The 21,021-nt window shown below is 73.9% G+C and carries 20 protein-coding genes, 2 tRNA genes and 1 pseudogene; 15 read left to right on the plus strand and 8 right to left on the minus strand.

Annotated elements, in window-relative coordinates:
* Window positions 1-156 precede the first annotated feature (156 nt).
* From GA0070562_RS17960 to GA0070562_RS17975, 4 genes are all read left to right on the plus strand, one after another.
* Complete coding sequence (locus GA0070562_RS17960; RefSeq protein WP_091423154.1) at window positions 157-780, plus strand: mycothiol-dependent nitroreductase Rv2466c family protein; 624 nt, start codon at window positions 157-159, stop codon at window positions 778-780.
* A 143-nt stretch (window positions 781-923) separates the two neighbouring features.
* A complete protein-coding gene (locus tag GA0070562_RS17965; protein ID WP_225853302.1) occupies window positions 924-1,235 on the plus strand; it encodes a hypothetical protein in 312 nt (103 codons plus the stop codon).
* An 87-nt stretch (window positions 1,236-1,322) separates the two neighbouring features.
* Window positions 1,323-2,522: a DUF1015 family protein gene (locus GA0070562_RS17970; protein ID WP_091423160.1), complete on the plus strand. Its 1,200-nt coding sequence runs from the start codon at window positions 1,323-1,325 to the stop codon at window positions 2,520-2,522.
* A gap of 72 nt (window positions 2,523-2,594) precedes the next feature.
* Complete coding sequence (locus tag GA0070562_RS17975; protein WP_091423165.1) at window positions 2,595-3,065, plus strand: ribose-5-phosphate isomerase; 471 nt, start codon at window positions 2,595-2,597, stop codon at window positions 3,063-3,065.
* 16 nt (window positions 3,066-3,081) lie between these two features.
* Here the strand turns inward: GA0070562_RS17975 and GA0070562_RS17980 are convergent, their stop codons facing one another.
* A complete protein-coding gene (locus GA0070562_RS17980; RefSeq protein ID WP_091423167.1) occupies window positions 3,082-3,468 on the minus strand; it encodes a hypothetical protein in 387 nt (128 codons plus the stop codon).
* A gap of 137 nt (window positions 3,469-3,605) precedes the next feature.
* Window positions 3,606-4,826: a GNAT family N-acetyltransferase gene (locus GA0070562_RS17985; RefSeq protein WP_254663815.1), complete on the minus strand. Its 1,221-nt coding sequence runs from the start codon at window positions 4,824-4,826 to the stop codon at window positions 3,606-3,608.
* Window positions 4,827-4,925: 99 nt separating this feature from the next.
* Here GA0070562_RS17985 and GA0070562_RS17990 point away from each other — a divergent pair, with 99 nt between their 5' ends.
* Complete coding sequence (locus tag GA0070562_RS17990) at window positions 4,926-5,465, plus strand: hypothetical protein (protein ID WP_091423172.1); 540 nt, start codon at window positions 4,926-4,928, stop codon at window positions 5,463-5,465.
* Window positions 5,466-5,518: 53 nt separating this feature from the next.
* On the opposite strand, the gene GA0070562_RS17995 is transcribed toward GA0070562_RS17990, so the two are convergent.
* Window positions 5,519-5,998, minus strand: coding sequence for a hypothetical protein (locus GA0070562_RS17995; RefSeq protein ID WP_091423174.1), 480 nt, complete (start codon window positions 5,996-5,998; stop codon window positions 5,519-5,521).
* 200 nt (window positions 5,999-6,198) lie between these two features.
* Complete coding sequence (locus tag GA0070562_RS18000; RefSeq protein WP_091423176.1) at window positions 6,199-6,450, minus strand: hypothetical protein; 252 nt, start codon at window positions 6,448-6,450, stop codon at window positions 6,199-6,201.
* Window positions 6,451-6,540: 90 nt separating this feature from the next.
* On the opposite strand from GA0070562_RS18000, the pseudogene GA0070562_RS18005 reads away from it, so the two are divergent.
* Window positions 6,541-8,487 (plus strand): annotated as a pseudogene (locus GA0070562_RS18005) (propionyl-CoA synthetase); the annotation flags it as partial.
* 71 nt (window positions 8,488-8,558) lie between these two features.
* Here the strand turns inward: GA0070562_RS18005 and GA0070562_RS18010 are convergent.
* Together GA0070562_RS18010 and GA0070562_RS18015 are read right to left on the minus strand one after the other, a co-directional pair.
* Window positions 8,559-10,679, minus strand: a complete 2,121-nt coding sequence (locus tag GA0070562_RS18010) for a M14 family zinc carboxypeptidase (RefSeq protein ID WP_091423180.1) — start codon at window positions 10,677-10,679, stop codon at window positions 8,559-8,561.
* Between the two features lie 77 nt (window positions 10,680-10,756).
* Window positions 10,757-13,717, minus strand: a complete 2,961-nt coding sequence (locus GA0070562_RS18015; RefSeq protein WP_091423184.1) for an Hsp70 family protein — start codon at window positions 13,715-13,717, stop codon at window positions 10,757-10,759.
* 128 nt (window positions 13,718-13,845) lie between these two features.
* On the opposite strand from GA0070562_RS18015, the gene GA0070562_RS18020 reads away from it, so the two are divergent.
* Window positions 13,846-14,493 (plus strand): MOSC domain-containing protein, encoded by a 648-nt coding sequence (locus GA0070562_RS18020; RefSeq protein WP_091423186.1) that lies wholly within the window; start codon window positions 13,846-13,848, stop codon window positions 14,491-14,493.
* 11 nt (window positions 14,494-14,504) lie between these two features.
* On the opposite strand, the gene GA0070562_RS18025 is transcribed toward GA0070562_RS18020, so the two are convergent.
* Entirely contained in the window at window positions 14,505-15,020 is a 516-nt protein-coding gene (locus GA0070562_RS18025; protein WP_091423351.1) for a hypothetical protein, read from the minus strand.
* A gap of 81 nt (window positions 15,021-15,101) precedes the next feature.
* Between GA0070562_RS18025 and GA0070562_RS18030 the strand changes: the two genes are divergently transcribed.
* The 6 genes from GA0070562_RS18030 to GA0070562_RS18055 all read left to right on the plus strand — a co-directional run bounded on the left by GA0070562_RS18030 (window position 15,102) and on the right by GA0070562_RS18055 (window position 19,093).
* Complete coding sequence (locus GA0070562_RS18030) at window positions 15,102-16,133, plus strand: questin oxidase family protein (RefSeq protein WP_091423188.1); 1,032 nt, start codon at window positions 15,102-15,104, stop codon at window positions 16,131-16,133.
* A gap of 15 nt (window positions 16,134-16,148) precedes the next feature.
* Window positions 16,149-16,574 (plus strand): nucleoside deaminase, encoded by a 426-nt coding sequence (locus tag GA0070562_RS18035; RefSeq protein WP_091423192.1) that lies wholly within the window; start codon window positions 16,149-16,151, stop codon window positions 16,572-16,574.
* Between the two features lie 140 nt (window positions 16,575-16,714).
* On the plus strand, window positions 16,715-16,954 hold the full coding sequence (locus GA0070562_RS18040) for a YrhB domain-containing protein (protein WP_175438781.1): 240 nt from the start codon (window positions 16,715-16,717) through the stop codon (window positions 16,952-16,954).
* Between the two features lie 110 nt (window positions 16,955-17,064).
* Window positions 17,065-17,835, plus strand: coding sequence for a hypothetical protein (locus GA0070562_RS18045; protein WP_091423197.1), 771 nt, complete (start codon window positions 17,065-17,067; stop codon window positions 17,833-17,835).
* A gap of 126 nt (window positions 17,836-17,961) precedes the next feature.
* The gene (locus GA0070562_RS18050; RefSeq protein ID WP_091423199.1) at window positions 17,962-18,549 is read left to right on the plus strand and encodes a hypothetical protein; all 588 of its coding nucleotides are present in this window, start codon (window positions 17,962-17,964) and stop codon (window positions 18,547-18,549) included.
* Window positions 18,550-18,586: 37 nt separating this feature from the next.
* A complete protein-coding gene (locus GA0070562_RS18055; protein WP_091423203.1) occupies window positions 18,587-19,093 on the plus strand; it encodes an O-acetyl-ADP-ribose deacetylase in 507 nt (168 codons plus the stop codon).
* A 121-nt stretch (window positions 19,094-19,214) separates the two neighbouring features.
* Here the strand turns inward: GA0070562_RS18055 and GA0070562_RS18060 are convergent.
* Window positions 19,215-19,288, minus strand: a tRNA-Gly gene (locus tag GA0070562_RS18060).
* Window positions 19,289-19,448: 160 nt separating this feature from the next.
* Between GA0070562_RS18060 and GA0070562_RS18065 the strand changes: the two genes are divergently transcribed.
* Together GA0070562_RS18065 and tig are read left to right on the plus strand one after the other, a co-directional pair.
* Window positions 19,449-19,522, plus strand: a tRNA-Pro gene (locus tag GA0070562_RS18065).
* Window positions 19,523-19,671: 149 nt separating this feature from the next.
* A complete protein-coding gene (gene tig, locus GA0070562_RS18070; RefSeq protein ID WP_091423206.1) occupies window positions 19,672-21,018 on the plus strand; it encodes a trigger factor in 1,347 nt (448 codons plus the stop codon).
* The last annotated feature ends 3 nt before the right edge of the window (window positions 21,019-21,021 follow it).

A 21,021-nucleotide genomic window follows, 5' to 3' on the forward strand; every position in this document is an offset into this window, starting at 1 on the left:
GTGACGGCCCGTCGAGAACCGAGTCTTCCATGCACGGACCGCTCTCGGTGGTCGAGGTCACGCTCTCATTCCGGTACCGGGCGACGGGGTACGGGGTGAGGATCGAGGTGACCGCGCCGGGTCCCCGGCGCGACGATGTCGTGAAGGGAAAACACCGTGACCGAACGTGTCACCGCGGACATGTGGTTCGACCCGCTGTGCCCGTGGGCGTGGATCACCTCCCGTTGGCTGCTGGAGGTCGAGCAGGTCCGGGACGTGGACATCCGGTTCCACGTGATGAGCCTGTCCGTGCTGAACGACGGCCGGGAGGTGTCGGAGGAGTACCGGGACCTGATGCGCGACGGCTGGGGCCCGGTGCGGGTGTGCATCGCCGTCGAGCAGGCGCACGGCGCCGAGGCGCTGGCGAAGCTCTACACCGCGATGGGCACCCGGATCCACCTCGGCAAGGAGGGCCTGGGCCGGGACATGCTGGTGGGCGCGCTCACCGAGGTGGGCCTGGACCCGGCGCTCGCCGACGCGGCCGAGTCCACCCAGTACGACGAGGCGCTGCGGGCCAGCCACGAGGCGGGCATGCGGCCGGTCGGCACCGACGTGGGCACCCCGGTGATCCACGCCCCGGGTCCGGACGGCGGTCAGGTCGCCTTCTTCGGCCCGGTGATCACCCCGGCGCCGAAGGGCGAGGCGGCCGGCCGCCTCTGGGACGGCGTGCTGCTCGTCGCCGGCACCCCCGGCTTCTACGAGCTGAAGCGCACCCGGGAGCAGGGTCCGATCTTCAACTGAGCGCGGGGCGCGACGCGCCCGGGCCCCGCACCGCCCGTCACCGGGCCGGTGCGGGGCTCGTTTCACCGGGTGTCCCAGCCGACGGCCCGCGGGGCCGCAGCACGGCAGCTCCTGGAGGCGTTCCCATGGCCAAGCACCGCCGCATGTCCGACGACGCGCCGCAGCAGGCGACCGAGGACTCCGGTGCGACGTACTGGTCGGTGACCGAGAGCGACTGGCCGGCCGGTCCGGCCGAGGTGGCCGATCTGCTGGCCCCGCCGATCGTGGTCGGCGTGGCCCGGGTGGTGGCCACCTCGCGGATGACACCGCCGGGCGAGACCGTCCGGCCCGGCCGCGCGCCGTCGCGGTCCGGCGCCGCCGCCGGTGCGACGACGGTACGCCTCAACGCCGGCTCCCGCCCCGCCCCGCCGGTGCGCCGCCCCGCCGCGGGCCGGCACCGCAACTCCACCGCCTGAGCCGTCCGGGGCCCGTCGCTATCACCTGGTGGTAAGCGGGTGAGTCCGGCGGCGGCGCCGATCGGGGCCCGGGTAGCGTCAGCGGACATGACGGTCGTGCATCCGATCACCCGGGCCTGGATCACCACTGGCGGCACCGGCGCGCAGAACTACGACGAGTTCGCCGACGACGCGGAGATCACCTCCATCGTCGAGGCGAATCCGCACAGCGCCCTGGGCATCGAGATGCCCCACCGGGCGCCCGGCAGCCTCGGGAAGTCCTTCCTCGACGCATTGCCCGACGCGGTGGCGCGCCTGACCGAGGCGAAGGCGGACGGCAGCTACACGCCGGCCGAGCAGGTGGTGGTGCTCTACCGGATCAGCGCGCCGGGCGAGGAGAGCGCGTACGGGCTGTGGGCCATGGTCGACACCGACCAGATCTCCACCCGCGCCGACGAGCCGGGCCTGGTGATCCGCAACGAGGACGTGTTCATCGCCAAGGTGCGTGAGCGCGTCGCCCTGGCCGAGGCGCTCGGTCACCTGCTCTCGCCCGTACTCCTGCTCCAGACCGGCAAGGGCGACGAGCTGCACGCCGCGCTCGCGGCGGCGACCGACGCGGCCGGCGCGCCCGCCGCGACGGACGTCGACCAGTCCGGCCGTACGCACGCGATCTGGCTGCTCGGGCCGGGCCCGGCGCAGGACGAGCTGACCGCGCTGGCCGGCGGCGGGGAGCTGGTGGTCGCGGACGGCAACCACCGCAGCCTGGCCGCGCAGACCGGCGGTTTCCCGCGCTTCCTCTCGGTGATCACCACGCCCGCGTCGGTCGCCATCCAGCCCTACAACCGGCTGGTCAGCGAGCTGACCACCACGCCGGACGAGCTGCTCGACCGGCTGCGCGCGGCGGGCGCGGAGGTCACCCCGGTGGACGGGCCGGTCGACGTCCCGGCGACCGGCGGCGTCGTGCACCTCCACCTCGGCGGCCGGGGGTACGCGGTGACGCTGCCGCACGTCGGCGCCGGCCGGCTGGAGAACCTCGACCACGCGCTCGTCGAGCGCCTGTTGCTGCGCGACGCGCTGGGCCTCGACCCGGGCGACAAGCGGATCACGTACGTGGGCGGCGACTACCCGGCGAGCTGGCTCGTCGGTGAGGTCGACGCCGGCCGGGCCGAGCTGGCGGTCCTCGTCGCGCCGGTGACGGTCGACGACTTCGTCGCGGTGAACCTGGCCCGGGAGAAGATGCCGCGCAAGAGCACCTGGTTCACCCCGAAGGCGCGGGCCGGCCTGGTCGTGGCCGAGCTGCCGCACTGACCGTGTGACGAATCCGCCTCCGGGTCGCCGCCCGCGCGCCGGCCCGGAGGCGGGCCTGTCAGACTGCGCGGTATGCGCGTCTACCTGGGATCCGACCACGCCGGTTTCGAGTTGAAGGTGCACCTCGCCAACCACCTGGCCAAGCAGGGCTACGAGGTGGTCGACGTGGGACCGCACGTCTTCGACCCGGACGACGACTACCCGGCGTTCTGCCTGCACACCGGTGACCGGGTGGTCGGTGACCCGGGCAGCCTCGGCGTGGTGATCGGCGGCTCCGGCAACGGCGAGCAGATCGCCTCGAACAAGGTCGCGGGCGTCCGGGCGGCGCTCGCCTGGAACGTCGACACCGCCCAGCTCGCGCGCGAGCACAACGACGCCAACGTCATCGCGATCGGCGCCCGGCAGCACACGCTGGACGATGCCACCGCGCTCGTCGAGGCGTTCCTGACCACGCCGTTCTCCGGCAACCCCCGGCACAGCCGGCGCATCGAGCAGGTGGCCGCCTACGAGCAGAGCCGCCGCCTGCCCGAGCTGCCCGCCTGAGCGGACACGTCGGGGCTCACCGCCCGTTGCGGGGCAGCTCCTCGCGCGGCACCCAGTTGCGGCGGATGAGCACCACCCGCTGTTCGGCCTCGGCCAGGTCGTCCTCGGTGGGGCGGGCCGCGTCGCGTGCCCGCAGCGCGGCCGTCACGCTCACCTGCGACGAGCCGGAGCCGACCAGCCCGCGCAGCCCGCGCTCGCCCTCCTCGGCGGGCGCGGCGGCGCGGCGTGCCCGGGGCTCCGGCTCGCCCGGCCGGCCACCGCGCGTGGGCCGGGGCGTCACGTCGTCGTGTACGGGTGCGGTGCTGGCGGTGGTCCCGCCGGCGCCGCTGCTGTCGGCGTCGGCCGGGGTGCCGGCCTCGCCGTGATGCCGCAGCCGTCGTCGCCGTCGCTCCGCCTCACCCATCCCCCGACCGTACCGCCCCCGACCCACCCGCGCTCCCGTGCGCGCACCCCCGCTCCCTCGCGCGCGATCATGAAGTTGGCCGGGACAAACCGGACTGTTCATGCCGCCAACTTCATGATCGGCGGAGTTGGGGGCGGTCAGAAGACCTCCATGGGGGAGGGGGTGCGGTGCCAGGTGAAGGCGGGCGTCAGCGCGGTCAGCGTGTTCGGGATCAGCTCCCGGACGCGGCCGGCGGCGGCCAGCGCGTACGGGTTCGCGCCGCCGAGGTACAGCTCGCCGAGCGCGCGTACGTCACATGCCAGCCCGGCCGGGGCGGTGGTGGGCGTGCACTGCGCGCCGTCGCGTCCGCCGACCAGCCGCCAGCGGCCGGTGTTCTCCTTCAGCAGCTCGTCGGTGACCTCGATCACCACGTCGACGTCGGTGGCGTAGCGCCGGGCGGAGAGCGCGGCCGGCACGTCCACCACCCGTACCCAGAGCGCGTCGGCGAGCTGCGGGGAGAGCTGGCGGGGCTCGTCCACCAGCCGCAGCAGCGGCTCGTCCAGGGCCGCGATCGGGAACGACAGCCGGCGGGTCAGGTCGACCGAGAGCAGCAACCGCCAGAGCGCCGTGTACGCCTCCGGCGTCGCCGCCACCACCTCGCCGACCTGCACCTCGGCCTGCGGCCCGGTGGCCGACGAGCAGTCCTTCGTCCGGTAGAGCGCGTACCCGTCGAGGCCGTCGGCGCCCTCGTGCAACAGCACCCGGCGCTCGGTGGCGCCGCCCCGGTGAGCCTTGAGGTCCGCCAGCACGTACGACCACCAGCGCTCGTCGCGCCGCGACCAGCCGGGACGCTCGGCGCGGACCCGCTCGTACAGCCGGGCCAGCTCGCCCCGGTGCGCGTCCGGACGGTCCAGTCGCAGCCTGCCCTCGGCGGGCGCCGGGGCGGGCAGCCTCAGGCCGGTGGTGTCCACCGACAGCACGTAGCGCGGGGCGGCCGACCCGTAGCCGAAGCGGGGGTAGATGCGTCCCTCGCTGGCCCAGAGCACCGCGATCGGCTCCCGGCCGGCGTCGCGGATGTCCCGAAGCTGGCGCCGCATCAGCCGGGTGAGCAGGCCGCGCCGTCGGTGCGTCGGCGCGACCGCGACCATCGTCACGTGCGCTGCGGGCACGTCCGCGCCCGGCACCGCGAGGTCGCGGCTGAACGCTGCGGCGTTCGCCACCGGGGCTCCGCCGTCGCGGACCAGCAGCGACCGGTCCGGTTCGAAGATCGGCCGTTCCAGCGCCTGCACCTCGGGGTCGAGGTCGCCGTGGAAGGCCAGCGCCAGCAGCGCCGCGATGTCGTCGAAGTCCTCGGCCCGGGAAACCACCACGTCAGTCACGGCACGTGTGTATCGCACCGCGACGGGGGTCGGCACCCTATTTGCGGGCTGGCTACCCTCGGAACGGAGACCGGTATCGGTCGAGGGGGAGGACGGAAGATGGCGGACCAGACACAGCCGTGGGCCGAGCGCACCGTGGAGGTGCCGCCCCAGCCGGGGGTGGTGCCCCCGCAGCGGGACGCGTTCCAGCGCGGGGTGGCGGCGGTCGGTCAGCCGCGCCCGTCGCGTACGCCGCGCACCGAGCAGTTCCCCACCGTGGAGCACGGCGACTGGGCGGCGGAGCCGGCGCCGCGCCGGCCGATGAGCTGGCACCTGGCCCAGGCGCGCAAGGGCGGGGAGCTGAGCGCCGCCGGCGCGCTGTTCACGTTCGTGTGCTGGGGCATCTGGGCGATCTCCGGCCGGGGCAACCTGGTCGCCCCGCTGCTGACGTTCGTGCTCAGCCTGCTCACCGCGGTCGGTCTGTTCGCGCTGGCCCGGCTGCTCGGCCGGCTGATTCTGGAGCGGCAGTTCGGCCGGGTGCGCCGCAGTGCCAGAGGTGCCCACCTGGTGACCGCGTTGTTCCTGGTCGGCGTCGGTGTGGCGTATCTCCAGCAGACCGAGTGGGTGGTCTCCGCCTGGAACTGGGTGACCGGCAACTGAGCCGATCGGTCGTCCGTCCGGTACGCGCCGGACGGACGACCCGGGGCGTCGGGTCAGAAGGTGGTCGGTGCGCCGGCCGTCTTGCAGGCGGCGTTGATGTCCTTGCTGGCCTTCTCCATGGCGGGATTGTCGGCGGCGGTGCCCGGGTCGGCGGCCGAGCCCGCCTTGCCGGCCTCCGCGCCGAACTCCTTGAGGGCGGTGGCCGCCTTGCCGTCGCCGGCGGTCCCGGCGAGCTCGGTCACCCGGTCGCCGAGCTCGGTCAGGATCGCGCCGGTCTGCTTCGTCAGGTCGCCGCCCCCCTGCACCACGGCCATGAGCTTCGCCCGCATGTCCTTGTTGATCTTTTCTGCGGCGGTGCACAGCTCCTTGTCGCTCACGGCGGCCGCCGACGGAGAGGGAGCCGCCGTGGAGGGGACTGCGGAGGCCGAGGTGGCCGCCGGCCCGGCCGTGGTCGAGGGCTTCTCGTCGCCGCACGCGGCGAGGCTCAGCACGGCACAGGTCAGGAGGATCGGGATGATCCGGTTCGTTTTCACGTCTGGGCACGCTAGTCGATGCCCGTCATTGATCAAACTCGGTTTGCCGGGGCGGTCCGCGGGACGCACGGGCGGGCGGCATGCGTGCCGCCCGCCCGTGCCCGGCCGCGGTACGCCGCGACACCGGTCGTCGCTCCACCAGGACCGTGCTGCCTTACCCCGCCCCACGGGCTTCATCCGTCGCCCGTTGGGCTGAGCGCTCAGCCCTGCTCGTCGGCCTTCGGCGACGCGACCCGGGCCGCCGGGTCCTCGACGCCCGGCTCGCCGCCACCGGGCGCCACCATGCCGTCGTAGTTGTAGACCACGGCGTCGTCGCCGTGCTGCTTGGTGGTCCGGATGTAGCGGTGGATCATCCCGTCGATCTCGATCTCCACCAGGGCCTTGCCGTCCGCGTCCTGGCTGCTGCCGTCGCGGGGACCGCCCACCAGGTACGCCTTCGTGTTCGTCTCCATGTGCCCGCCCTACCCCCGTCCGGACCGCCGGAAACGGCCGGGGCCGGCTACCGCCCACCGCCGTGAGCGGCCGTTCAGCGAGCCGGGGCGTGCTTCCGGCGCACCGGCCCCGCCCGGCCGTCGTGCCCGCACGTCGTCGCGGAGCAGCATGACGGCATGGGCGCGTATCGATCAGCGTACGAGCGGAGCATCGCCGACCCGGCCGGCTTCTGGCGGGACGCGGCGGCCGACATCGACTGGGTCATCCCGCCGGAACGCATCCTCGACGACTCGGCGGCGCCGCTGTACCGCTGGTTCCCCGACGGGGTGCTGAACACCTGCCACAACGCGCTGGACCGGCACGTCAATGCCGGACGGGGCGACCAGCCCGCGCTGATCCACGACAGCCCGGTCACCGGCACGGTCCGTACCCTCACCTACGCCGAACTGCTCGCCGAGACCGCCCGGTTCGCCGGTGCGCTGCGCCGGCTCGGCGTAGGCCGGGGCGACCGGGTGCTGCTCTACCTGGCGATGGTCCCGGAGGCGGTGATCGCCATGCTGGCCTGCGCGCGGATCGGCGCGGTGCACTCGGTGGTGTTCGGCGGCTTCGCCGCGCACGAACTGGCCGTCCGGATCGACGACGCGCGGCCGAAGGTGGTGGTGGCCACCTCCTGCGGCATCGAGGCCGACCAGGTGGTGCCGTACCACCCGATCCTGACCGCAGCGCTCGACGAGGCCGCGCACGCGCCGGAGCGCTGCGTGGTGGTGCAGCGCCCGCAGGAGCCGGCCCCGCTGGTGCCGGGCCGCGACCTGACCTGGGCCGAGGTGATGGCGGACGCGGAACCGGCGCCGTGCGAGCCGGTGGCCGCCACCGACCCGCTCTACGTCCTCTACACCTCCGGCACCACCGGCCGGCCCAAGGGCGTGGTGCGGGACAACGGCGGGCACGCGGTGGCGCTGCGCTGGTCGATGCGCAACGTCTACGGCATCGAGCCGGGCGATGTCTTCTGGGCCGCCTCCGACGTGGGCTGGGTGGTCGGCCACTCCTACATCGTGTACGCGCCGCTGCTCACCGGCGCGACCACCGTGCTCTACGAGGGCAAGCCGGTCGGCACCCCCGACGCCGGGGCGTTCTGGCGGGTCGCCGCCGAGCACCGGGTGGCCGCGTTGTTCACCGCGCCCACCGCGATCCGGGCGATCCGCCGCCAGGACCCGGACGGCGCGCACATCACCCGGTATGACCTGGGCGCGCTGCGTACCCTCTTCCTCGCCGGTGAGCGGCTGGACCCGGACACCTGGGCCTGGGCGGGCCAGCGGCTCGGCGTACCCGTGGTGGACAACTGGTGGCAGACGGAGACCGGCTGGCCGGTGGCGGCCAACCCGCGCGGCCTGGAGCCGCTGCCGATCAAGCCCGGGTCGCCGTCGGTGCCCGTGCCCGGCTACGACGTGCGCGTGGTCGACGGCGCGGGCCGGGACGTGCCGCCCGGCACGGACGGCTCGATCGTGATTCGGCTGCCGCTGCCGCCCGGCTGCCTGCCCACGCTCTGGGGCGACGACGAGCGGTTCGTCCGCTCCTACCTTTCCGCGTTCCCCGGCCACTACCTGACCGGTGACGGCGGCCGGTTCGACGAGGACGGCTACCTGTACGTGATGGGCCGCACCGACGACGTCATCAACGTGGCGGGGCACCGCCTGTCCACCGGCGCGATGGAGGAGGTCCTGGCGACGCACCCGGCGGTGGCCGAGTGCGCGGTGATCGGCGTGGCCGACGCGCTCAAGGGGCAGGTGCCCAGCGGATACGTGGTGCTCAAGGCCGGCGCCGACGTGGACCCGGACGCGCTCGCCGCCGAGCTGGTCGCGCTGGTCCGGCAGCGGATCGGCCCGGTGGCCGCGTTCCGCCGGGTGACGGTGGTGCCGGCGCTGCCGAAGACCCGCTCCGGGAAGATCCTGCGGCGCACCATGCGGGGCCTGGTGGAGGGGCGCGACGAGCCGGTCCCGGCGACCATCGACGACCCGGGCGCGCTCGCCGTCTTCCGCGACCTCGGCGCCACGAGCTGACGCGACCGGGCCGACCCCGCGCCGGACGGACGGTCCCCGGCCGGACTCCACCGGCCGGGGACCGCTTGCGGTCAGCGCCGGACCGGGTTGCCGGCGGCGTAGTCGCGGGCGACCCGGACCAGTTCCACCAGGCCGCCGGCGTACTCCTGCGCCTCGGCGTGCGCCTCGTCGAACGGCGGCTGGAAGCCGACGCCCTCCCACTGACCGGTGGCCTCGTTCCACCTGTCGTTGCCCACCTCGAAGTCCCAGGCGAAGATGCCCAGCTCGTAGTAGAGCTGGTCGGCCGAGTTGCCGGCCGCCGAGTAGAGCACGTCGGCGACCGGGCCGGTCTGCGACGGCCAGGTGACGGTGCCGCGCTCGGCCGCGATGGCGCCGACGATGCGCCGCGCGCTGCCCAGGAACAGCGTCGACTCGTCGATCGACGGGCGCGGCAGCGTCACCCGCCCGTCGGCCTTGTACGCCCCGGGCGGCCACATGAAGTAGCCGCCGTACGAGTGCACGTTCATCGCGAACTTGATGTTCGGGTGGGCCTTGGCCAGGTCGATCACGTTGCGGCCCTCCGGCTCGGACAGCTCCGCCGTGCCCGCGTAATTGCCGGACAGGCAGTTCGCGCTCGCGCCCACGTACCCGTCGAACAGGGATCCGACCGTGTAGTTGCGGTTGACGTCGACGCCCCACATGGTGCGGTACTTCGGGTCGCGGGAGGCCCCGGTGCAGTGGTTGACCAGGTTCTTGCGCTGGAAGTTGTAGTCGTGGAACGAGTAGTTCGCGCCGTCCGGGTTGACGGTCGGTACGACGAACACGTCCACCTGCTCCAGCAGCTTGCGGGTCGCCGCGTCGGTACGCGCGTTCGCCAGCAGCCGCTCGGCGAACTCCAGCGTCACGAGCGGTGTGGCCCATTCGCGGGCGTGTTCCTGCGAGTAAGCCAGCACACCGATCCGGGAGCCGTCGCGGTGCTTGCCGATCCGCAGCGCCTGCACCGTCCACGGCCGGGCCGGCACCTCGGTGCCCTGCAATCCGTCGTCGAGGCGTACCGGCCCGGCGACCGGCATCGGCAGCCCGGCCGAGCCGTCCTCCACGGTGGCCCGGAAGCGGGCGCCCCGCGGGGCGTTGATCAGGGCGGCGACGTCGTCGGTGGTGCTCGTGACCTTGCCCGCGCGGTCGGTGGCCAGCGAGATGGTGAGCACCCGGTCCCGGTAGCGCATGCTCAGCGGCCGGTTCGGCCGGCCCGGGTCGACGGTGCGTACCTGCACGCCGTTCATGCCCTGGTCGCCGAAGTGGACCGACTCCACCACGACGGCGGCGGCCGCCGGGTCGCCCAGGTAGGCGGCGGCGTTGCGGCGGTAGCCCTGGGTCTTGTTCGGCAGGTCGATCACGTCGACCAGGTCGCGGTACTGGCGGCCGAGCCGGGCGATGCGCGCCTTGATGTCCACGGGCGTCAGGTACGCGTCGATGAAGTCCTTCTGGTAGCCGGCCGGCTGCGGCGGCGGGGTCGCGTTCGGCCAGAGCGACGGCGTCACCGGCCGGCTCGTGCCGCCCAGCGTGGAGGTGGCGGTGAGCTGCACCGGCCGGCTCGGCACCGGCTGCGGCAGCGCGTAGTGGTACTGGTACTCGCCCGAGTCCTCGAAGCGGTACAGCGGGAACGAGCCGGTGGCGCCGTCGGCGGTCCGCCAGGTGACAGTGATCTCGACGTCCGGGTCGTCGGTGGCGGTGGTGGCGACCTGGGCCTGGAGGAACGTCCTGCCGCCGGTGGTCCACCAGTACGCCTGGAGGAACTGGAGGGTGTCGACGGCGGCGGCGCCGCTCGTACGCAGCCCGGCGCGGGTGCGGTCCTGCGCCGCGCGGCGGCTCTCGGCGATCCGGCGGGTGCCGTCGTCGGCGCGCTGCACCACCTGCACGGCGGTGGCCCCCTGCCGGGTGAGGTCGGCGAGCTGCCGTCCGGTGAGGACCAGGTCGGCGATCAACGCGCCGTCGCGCGAGCGGGGACGGTTGGCCAGGTCGGCGCCGCCCGCTACCAGGCGGTCGAGCTGCGCCCGGTCGGCGAGCCGCACGCGGACCAGAGCGGTCTCGGTGGTGGCGAGCGTGATCGCGGGGGAGGGCGGTGCGGCGGCGCCCGGCCCGGGATGGGCCAGCGCCGCGGCGATCAGGATGCTGGTGGTGGCGAGTGCGGTCCACCGTCGTCGGACGAACACGGGGCCTCCTGACGAACGTCGATCTCTCTGCCGTTCACACCAGCCGAGGCATCGATCGCTGTCAAGCTCACTTCCGGTCAGCCGGCGAACCGGTACAACCGGAACTCCTTGTCCGCGCCGCACATCAGCATCTCGGTGTTCCACGAGCAGGACTCGCTGCGGATCTGCTTCAACTGCCCCATCTCGACCGGCTTGCCGTCCACCGCCGTCCCGGCGAGGACCCGGTCGTCCTCGTACGCGCTCGGCGCCTCGGAGAAGATCAGCAGGTTTCCGGCGTCCAGCCGGACCGCGAACCCGTCCCGGTCGCGCATCACCACCGCGCCGTCCGGCGCGAACAGCGTCACCGCGTCCGGTGAGTCCCGCCCGGCCAGCACGTGCTCACCCACCGGCACCAGCGACTCGGCGCGCGGCGCCGGCCACTGCCGGGTGCCCGCACCCTCGGTCGCCGCCACCACCCGGGTGTCGTCGGCGCCGCTGCCGGGCGTCTCCAGCAGGCACACGCGACGTTCCCCGCAGGTGACGAGATCCTTCACCCGGCCGCCCTGCGCCGGTGCCTCGTACAGGACGTTCGGCGTGCCGAGACCGCCCAGGTCGTACGCGAGCACCCGCAGGCCACGATCGTTCTCCGCCACGTACAGCCGGTCGTCGCGGGCGGCCATCGGATCGTCGAGGCCGGCCATGTTGCCCCGCTCCTTGAGGATCTTCCCGCTGCGCATGTCCAGGACCCGGACCGAGCGGTCCGCGCCGACCTGCACGAGCCGGTCCGCCTTCCCCGCCCACGGCGCGAGGGGCGCGCCCTCGGCGTCGGCGGGGCCGTCCAGTGCCGCGCCCGTGCGTACCGGGACGACCTTCGTGCGCGCGTCGCCGTACTCGGTGCGCGGGTTGCGCCGCTCCCACCGCTGCCGGCCGTCGTCCAGCCGCAGCCCGACCAGGCGTTCGCCGGTGCGGTCCAGCCGGACGATCGTGTCGGGCCCGAGGTACAGGGTGTCGTCGCGGCCGACATCGGTCTGCCAGCGCTGCTTGCCGGAGTCGCCGTCGAGCACCGCGAGCACGCGCGGGGTGCCGCTGCCGGTGGCGTCGCCGAGGACGAGCAGCCCGTCGGGCAGCGCCCGGACCCCCGCCCACCGCTGCGCGGCCGCGTCGGTCCGCTTCTCCCAGACCGTCTTCCCGGTGGCCGCCTCGACGGCCGTCACGTGGAGATGGTCGTCGGGCAGCGAACGGACCAGGTAGGCGCGTTCCCCGAGCGTCGCGGTGAACATCTGGTCCGGCCGCGTGTCACCGGCGGCCACCGTCCTCACCAGCTCGGCGGTGTGGAAGTCCAGCGCCGGGTGCCGGTCCCGGAACACCCAGAGCAGCGCCGCCGCCGCCACGGCGACGACCACGAGACCCGCGCCGAGCGCGATCCACCGGCCGCGCCGTGGCCGACCGCCGCCGGGCCGGACACCGCCCGGGGCGGGGGAGAAGGGCGCCCCGGGTACGCCTGGACCGGGCCCCGCCGGCGGCCATCCTCCACCGGGCGGGGGCGGCGGCATCCCGGGTACGCCGGTTCCGGCGTGGTGCGCGGCGGGCGCTGCCCCCGGCGGCACGAAACCGTGGGCGCCCGGAGCGCCGTCGTACCTCGGGTGCGGGACCGGGCCCCCGGCGAGCGGCGTGCCGTCGTACCTCGTGGGGGACGTCGGTGGGACGGGCCCGTCGGCGACCAGCGTGCCGTGCGGACCGGCGGGCGCCGCGTCCGCTCCGCCGAACGGCGCGGTCGGGTTCGGCCTCGTCGCACCGGCGGGGACCGTGGCCGCGGTGGCGTCCGCAGCCGATCCGGGCGGGGTGGGCGCGGGTTCGGCCGGCTCGGGCCGGGTCGGCGCGGGTGGTGCCGACGCCGGGTGGGCGGGACGGCCGGACCGCCGGGGCAGCGGCAGGTCGGTGAGCGCGCCCTCGGCGACCGGCATCTCCGGCTGTTCCAGCACCGTCGGCGCGATGCCCAGCTCGGCGTGCAGCAGCCGGGCCACGAGCGGCACCCGCGTCGACCCGCCGACCAGGAACAGGCCGGAGAGCTGCTCGGGGCGCAGCCCGGCGGCGGCGGTCACCTCCCGGGTCTCCGTCACCGCCCGGGCCAGCAGCGGCGCGGCCAGGCGTTCGAAGTCCTCGCGGGACAGCGGGACCGCCGCCTCCACCCCCGGTACGGCGACCGGCGCCACCATGGCCCGGGACAGCATCTCCTTGGCGCCGCGCACGTTGTCCCAGAGCTGCTGGCGGTCCCGCCGCTCGGCGGTGGTCGCCGGGTCGGTCAGCCGGGCCCACTCGCGCGGGTGGACCGGGCCGACCAGCTCGCCGAGCCGTCCGAGCAGGGCCGCGTCCAGGTCGAGACCGCCGAGGTCGGGGATCCCGCCGGTGGCGACCAGCTGGAAACCGGAGTCGCCCCACGGGTCGGCGCCCTCGTTGCGCAGCACCGCCACGTCGAGCGTGCCGCCGCCGAAGTCGAACACCGCCACCGAGCCGCCCACCGGCACCGGCCGGCGCAGCACCTGCGTGAAGTAGCGCGCGGCGGCCACCGGCTCGCGCAGCAGGCGGGTGCCCGGCGCGATCGGCCCGGCCAGCGTGTGCTCGGCCGCGGCCGGCCAGCCGGCGAGTTCCAGCGCGTCGTGCAGCACCTGACGGCGGGCCGGCGTCCAGGCCGCCGGGTGGGTGACCACCGCCGGGGGCAGCATCCCGACCGCCGCCACCGCCGCGTCCGCGACCGCGCGCAGCGTCGCGGCCAGCAGCTCCGCCGGCCGGTACGCCCGCCCGCCCAGCTCCACCGTCTCCTCGTCGACCCGGCGCTTCGGGTTCGGCTCGTAGCCGGCCGGGTCGGCCTGGGCCAGGCGCTGCGCGTCCCGCCCGACGTGCAGGTGGCCGTCCGCGTCGGCGTGGACGCCGGACGGCAGGATCGGGTGGCCGTCCACGAGCACCGGCCGGGTCCGCCCGTCCGGCCAGCGCAGCACCGCCACGGTGTTCGAGGTGCCGAGGTCCACGCCGAGGGCGAAACCGTCCTGCTGGCCTGCCATCCGCGGCTACCTCCACCACCCGACGAGGATGTCCGGCCCGCATCGTACGCAGGCCGCGCCGCCGCGCCGTTCACCCGGCCCGGGAATGGACTGGCCGGTACGGCCCCCGGCCGCATACCGTCACCGTCATGAAGGTGATCTCCGTCAACGTGGGCCGACCGCAACCGAACCCGTGGAAGGGGATCGGGGCCACCGGCATCGACAAGCGGCCCGTGGACGGTCGCGTCGCCGTCACCGCGCCCGGCCCCAAGGGCACCGGTGACGTCGGGCTCGCCGGTGACCGGGTCTACGACGTCGCCCACCACGGCGGCACCGACCAGGCGGTCTACGCGTACGCGCGGGAGGACCTCGACCACTGGGAGGCCGAGCTGGGCCGCCCGCTCGCCGACGGCAGCTTCGGCGAGAACCTGACCACCACCGGGCTGGACGTCAACGGCGCGCGGATCGGCGAGCGGTGGCGGATCGGGCCGGACCTGGTGCTGGAGGTCTCCTGCCCGCGCATCCCCTGCGGCACGTTCCAGGGGTGGCTGGGCGAGCGCGGCTGGATCAAGCGGTTCACCCAGGAGGTACGGCCCGGGGCGTACCTGCGGGTGATCACGCCGGGCAGCGTCGGCGCCGGGGACCCGGTCGAGGTCGTGCACCGGCCCGACCACGACGTGACTGTGGCGCTGGTGTTCCGGGCCACGATGCTGGAGCCGGAGCTGCTGCCCCGGCTGCTGGTCGCTGACGCGCTGCCCGCGGAGGACATGGCGCAGCTCCGCCGCCGCCTGGCCTGACCGGCGGACCGTCAGGGGTGTCCGCCTCCGGCCCGCCGCCGGGCCGCCACCACCAGCCCGGCGACGAGTACCGCCACTGTCGCGCCGCCGACGATCCACCAGGGGCCGGGAACGTGCCGTGCCGCGACCTGCGTCCGCTCCGCCGAGACGGCGGACGGGGTGGCGGCGAGCGCCGGGGCCGAGATCTCGCGGATCCCGGCGCACAGCCCGGTGGCACCGGCGGACGAGTTCACCCGGTACCGCGCGCCGACGCGGAAGCCGTAGCCGCAACCCTCCTCGCTGCGCGACACCTTCAGGCCGAGCGTGTCCCCGACCCCGGCGCCGCCCTTCTCGACCGACTCGACGGTGATCCGGACCCCGCGGTCGGTCACCTCCGAGACGCTGCCGACGACGATGCTGTCCGCCCGCTCGTCCCGCTCGGCCGTGGACAGGGCGCACGAGCAGGCCCACGCGGGTTCGGCGGGTGACATGACCACGACCAGGCCGAGCGCGGCCAGGGCGACGACGAGCAGGGCACGAAGTCTCATGGCCGCTTCGACGCCGCCGGACACCAGTCGGTTCCGCGCCCGCTTGACGTCGACCGGACTTCAGGTCGGACGCTTGCGGACGTGCTGAACTCCGTACTCGACGAGGCGTACGAGCGCGTACGCCACACCGGTCCCGAGCGCGACGGGTGGCTGTCCAACCACGTGCCGATGGCGGCGGAGGCCCTGGTGCGCCACGGGCACGAGCGAGCAGTGCACCGCTGGATCGACGCGTACGCCGACCGGCTGGAGGAACGCCCGCGCGGCATCCGGCGCATCGCCGCCGACGAGTGGCGCGACCCGCTCGGCGACCCGGTGCGTACCGGCGACTGGCTCGACCTCTTCGACCGCGAGCTGGCCGGCGACCCGTGGCGCGACGTGCTGGCCCGGTGGTGGCCACGACTGCTGCCGGGCATCGCCGCCGGCGCCACCCACGGCGTCATCCGCGTCGGCCACGCCGTGCGCGCGCTGCTCGACGCCGAGACCGCACCGCGCGTGACCGAACTCGGCCAGGGGCTCGCCTACTGGGCCGCCCGCTGGCAGCCGCTCGCACCGCCCGGCGCCGGGCCGTACCCCGGAACCGACGCCCGGTCCGCGCTCGACGCGGTTCCCCGCGTACCCGACCAGCGGTTCGGCATCCGGTCGCGCCTGGCGCAGCTGGCCGACCTGGACCGGTGGCCGGCCGTCGCGGCGGCCGTGCCCGGCGACGCCGCCGACGACGTGCCCACCCGGCTCGCCGCTGTCGTCGACGCCGCGGTGGTCCGGCACGGCACGCACGGGTACGCCAGTCCCGTGATGCTCGTGCACGCAGCCACCGCGCCGAACGCCGTGCTGCGCACTCTGCCGGCCCTGCCACCGGCGCTGTGGCAGCCGAGCCTGGCCGCCGCCTGGGCCGCGACCGCCGCCGTCACCGCGGCCTACGCCCCGGCCGGGGCCCGTTCCCTCCCGCCGGCCGCCGGGCCGGAACTCGACGAGGTGATGGCGCGGGCGCTGGACACCGGGGACGCGCACGCGATCAAATTCATCGACACCCTGAGCGATGCGTACGCCCGCAGCGGCGACCCGGCCCTGCTCGCCGTCGCCACCCGATCCGTCGAGCAGATCGCCGCGGACTGAACACGTGGAGGGCCGATGACACCCGACGACGAAGCGTTCCTGCGCCGCGCCTTGGAACTCGCCGACCGGGCCGGCGCGTCCGGCGAACGGCCGTTCGCGTCGCTGCTCGTCGGCGCGGACGGCACGGTCCTGATCGAGGACCACAACACGGTGGTCTCCGACCGGGACGTCACCGCCCACCCGGAGCTGAAACTGGCCCGCTGGGCCGCCCGTCAGCTCGCCCCCGAGGCCGCGGTCGCCACCACCATGTACACCAGTTGCCAGCCCTGCCCGATGTGCACCGTGGCGATCAACGCATCAGGCCTCGGCCGGGTCGTGTACGCGCTGTCCACCGAGCAGTTCGAGCAGGTCAAACCGGCCACGCCCGCGCCGCGCCCGGTGCGGTACGACGGGCCGGCGCTGTTCGACGAGGCACGCCGGCCGATAGAGGACCACTACTAGGCACCCGGGCGACGGTGGACGCGCCACGGCGGAGCACCGGGTCGAGCGGCGCGGTGGCCTCCGGCGTCGCTACACGGCCGTACGGTGGCCGCCTCTGCTGCGAGGAAGCGGCTGGGCAGAGATGTGGAGATGGTGAAACCGTGACCGCACCGGAATCGGCGCGGCAGATCGCCGAAGAGTTCCTGGACACCGAGATCCGATACCGCTTCCCCCACCCGGTCGTCATCGTGGACGACGCCGTGAAGGAACTCGACGACGTGTACGTGTTCCCCTACGACGGGAAGGCATACGTCGAATCCGGCGACTGGCGCGAGGCGATGGCCGGCAACTCTCCGGTCGCGGTGGACAAGCGAACGGGCGAAGCCCGCTTCTCTGCCTGAACGCGGAGATCGCCTGCCCACGCACCGGGTGCCGGCACCGTCGTCACGCGGGGCGCCGCGGACGGTGCGCGACGCCTACGCTGTGCCGCACGGCGACAGGGGGTGGGCCGGTGGGGCGTCGGCCGGGGTACGTCGCGATGGCGCTGCTCGGCGCGCTGCTGTTCGGTACGGCCGGCCTGGCCCTCGGGTCCTGGTACGGCGGCCGGGGCGCCGAGCCGCTGAGCGCCGAGGCAATTCGGAGCGCGCCCGGCGAACTGCTTCCCGGTGTCGAGCCGAGCGGCGCGACGACAGTGCAGGGCTACCGGTACGGCGTCTGGCTGGCCGCCGACGACGTCGGCGGGAGCCGGATCGAGTTCCAGTACGGCGACGGCGTCGACTGCGCGCTGTCCGAGCTGATGCGGCGGGCCGCCGAGACGCGCGGATGGCGGGAAATCCGTCGGGTGCCGGGCGCCTCGTGCGACGGCTGGCGGGCCGAGCGAGACGGGATGACGGTCACGCTCACCCATCCGGCGCACGGGTCGAGGCTGAGCATCACGCAGTCCGCCCCCGGAGGATTCCGCGCCGCCACGATCACCGGCACCCTGCTCGGCGCCGTCGCCGGTGCGGTGCTGTTCCGGGTGGTGGCGCGGAGTCGTCGGCCCGTACCCCTGCTGGCCGGCACCCTGGTGACCGTCGCCCTGTTCCCGGGGGCCGCCCTCACCTGGACGGATCTGGCCGCGAATCGGCTCGCCGAGCCGGTGTGGCCCGTCTGGCGGGGGCTCGCTCCCGTGCTGGTGCCGCTCTGGCTCGTGCTCCTTCTGATCGGCGTGATCGTCCTTGCGAAGCGACGGGATCCGGCAGTGCCCGTCACCGATCCGGTCGCTACTGGTCATGCGGGCTGATCAGTGGATGCCCGACTCGTCGTACGGCACGCAGTTGCAGAGGGTGTTCGCACGCCCGCGGACGACCGCGAACACCGGCCGGGACAGCACTACGTCGCCCGCCCGCTGGACGCGCATGGGGCTCCTATGAAGCGCCGCCGTCGGTTCCTGGCCGCCGCGCTGGCTGTCATGCTGTGCACCGGCTATCTGGTGAGCACCCTGGGTCACCGCCTTGACCACGGCAGCTCGTGGTGGCACGGCGCCGACGCGGCGTCTCGCACGGAAGGGTCGACGACCGAAGTGCGCTTCGCCTTCAGCCCCGGCGGGCAGATCACCTTCGGTGTGTCCATCCGCAATCCCGGGCCGTGGCCCGTCACGATCACGGGGGTCGCGGTCGACGACGGTCCTGCCGACCGGCACGTGTTCAAGGTCGCTCGACTGACAGCGGGCAGTCCTGTCGGCGAGCCCGCTGCTCTCGTGTTCGACCCGGCTACGGCGTCACCCCTCCGGTCGGCCGAAGTAGGACCGGGAAGGGAACTGCCGGTCTTCGTGACGATCACGATTCCGGACGTCGAGCAGGCGCCCGGGGGAGGACTCGTCTTCGACGACCTCGCGATCGGCTACGACGTGCTCGGCCTGCCTCGCCACCAGCGGGTGCCGATGGGTTTCCGCTTGTTCGTCCATTCGCCGCGCGGCTACGTTCCCGGCGAAGACCGGAAGCGGCCCGGGAACTAGAAAAGAGGTGCTCTGGTGGCATCATCGATCCGTGCCTGTGATCGAAGTTGTCCTCGGTGACATCACCCGAGAGGACGTCGATGCCGTCGTTACCGCTGCGAATGAGTCGCTGCTGGGTGGCGGCGGTGTGGACGGGGCGATCCATCGTGCAGCCGGACCGCGGCTGGCCCGGGCGGGTGCCGCGCTGGCACCGTGCGATCCGGGCGAGGCGGTCGCCACGCCGGCGTTCGATCTGGACCCACCGGTACGCCATGTCATTCACACCGTCGGCCCGGTGTGGGAAGGCGGCGGCTACGGTGAGGCCGACGTCCTGGCGTCGTGCTACCGGCGCAGCCTTGAGATTGCCGATGAGCTCGCCGCTCGCCGCGTCGCCTTCCCCGCCATCGCTACTGGTGTCTACGGGTTTCCGGGCGACCAGGCAGCGGAGATCGCAATCTCGACCATCAGAGCGACACCGACGAACGTCGAGCACGTCCGCCTGGTCGCCTTCGACCAGGCCACGTACGAACTGCTGGCTTCGGCGCTCCAGCGGTCCGGCCGTTGAGTTCGTGAGGCGGATCCTCGCCGACGGCCAGAGCAGCTGACGGCCGCGGATGACCCGAGCGGGGGAGTCGCCGACCGGCTCAGGCTCGGGGGATGCATCCTCTGACCGGGGCCGGAGGTCGTGGAGCGGGCGACGGGAATCGAACCCGCGTAGTCAGTTTGGAAGACTGAAGCTCTACCATTGAGCTACGCCCGCGAGCACCCCACCACCGCGGGGTGCGCCGACAGCGTACCCAATCGTGGCGGAGGCCGCGCAGCGCGTACCCCGGCCGCGCCCCCGAACGCCGCCACACCGCGCACGCCGCGCCCCGGTCACCCGCGCGGGTGGCGGGACGGCATACACTCTTCGTCGCCACCGGGGTGTGGCGCAGCTTGGTAGCGCACTCGCTTTGGGAGCGAGGGGCCGTGGGTTCAAATCCCGCCACCCCGACTGTCGTTCGCGACCGGATCGTCCCGGGAACCGCCGGTTTTTTCCGCGCGGTGCCCGGGCCCTGCCGATGCCGTCGGCCGGCTCGCCTACACTCGATGCGCGCAATCACGCCCCAGAACCAACACCCAGATCCGTCAAGGAGTACGCCTGTGAAGAGCACCGTCGAGACTCTGAGCCCGACGCGCGTGCGGCTCGCCATCGAGGTGCCGTTCGTCGAGCTCGAGCCGAGCCTCAAGAAGGCGTACCGGGAGATCGGCCAGCAGGTCCAGGTTCCCGGCTTCCGCCGGGGCAAGATCCCCGCTGCCGTCATCGACCAGCGGGTCGGCCGGGGCACCGTGCTCAACGAGGCGGTGCAGGAGGCGATCCCGCAGAACATCCTCGCCGCGGTCCGGGAGCACGACCTGAAGACGCTCGGCCGTCCCGAGGTCGAGATCACCGAGTTCGCCGACGGCGACTCGCTCAACTTCACCGCCGAGGTGGACGTCCGGCCGGAGATCATCCTGCCGGACCCGGCCACCATCGAGGTGACCGTCGACGAGATCGAGATCGCCGACAGCGAGATCGACGAGCAGATCAACAGCCTGCGCGAGCGGTTCGCCACGCTGAAGACCGTCGAGCGGGCCGCCCAGGAGGGCGACTTCGTGCAGATCGACCTGAGCGCCACGGTCGACGGCGAGGAGGTCCCGGGCGGTTCGGCGAGCAACATCTCGCACGAGGTGGGCAGCAAGCAGCTCCTGCCGGGTCTGGACGAGGCGCTGGTCGGCCTGGCCGCCGGCGACAGCACCACCTTCACCACGCAGCTCGTCGGCGGCGACTACGCCGGCCGTGACGCCGACGTGGCGGTGACCGTCCGCACGGTCAAGGAGAAGGAGCTCCCCGAGCTCAACGACGACTTCGCGCAGATGGCCAGCGAGTTCGACACCATCGACGAGCTGCGCGGTGACCTGCGGGAGCGGGTCACCCGGGGCAAGCAGGTCGAGCAGATCTACGCCGCCCGCGACAAGGCCCTGGAGCAGATGGTGGCCGCCGCCGAGGTGCCGGCGCCCGAGGGCGTCGTCAAGGAGGAGGTCGAGAGCCGCAAGGCCGCGATGGTCGACCAGCTCGAGCGCATCGGCGCCTCCCTGGAGGAATACCTCGCGGCGGAGGAGAAGACCGAGGAGCAGATCGACACCGAGCTGACCGAGGCGGCGACCGACGGCGTCAAGATCCAGCTTCTGCTGGACACGCTGGCCGACGCCGAGGACGTGCAGGTCTCCGACGACGAGTTCGGTCACGAGATCGTGCACCGCGCGCAGCGCGCCGGCATGGCCCCGCAGCAGTACTACGACCAGCTGGTCCGCTCCGGCGCCGCCGCGGCCGTCTTCGGCGACGTCCGCCGGGGCAAGGCGCTCGCCGCGGTGATGGAGAAGATCAAGATCAAGGACGCGGCGGGCAACGAGGTCTCCCTCGACGCGCTGCGGGCCCAGAACGAGGCCGAGCACGACCACCAGCACTGATCA

The organism is Micromonospora tulbaghiae, assembly GCF_900091605.1.
GTDB lineage: Bacteria > Actinomycetota > Actinomycetes > Mycobacteriales > Micromonosporaceae > Micromonospora > Micromonospora tulbaghiae.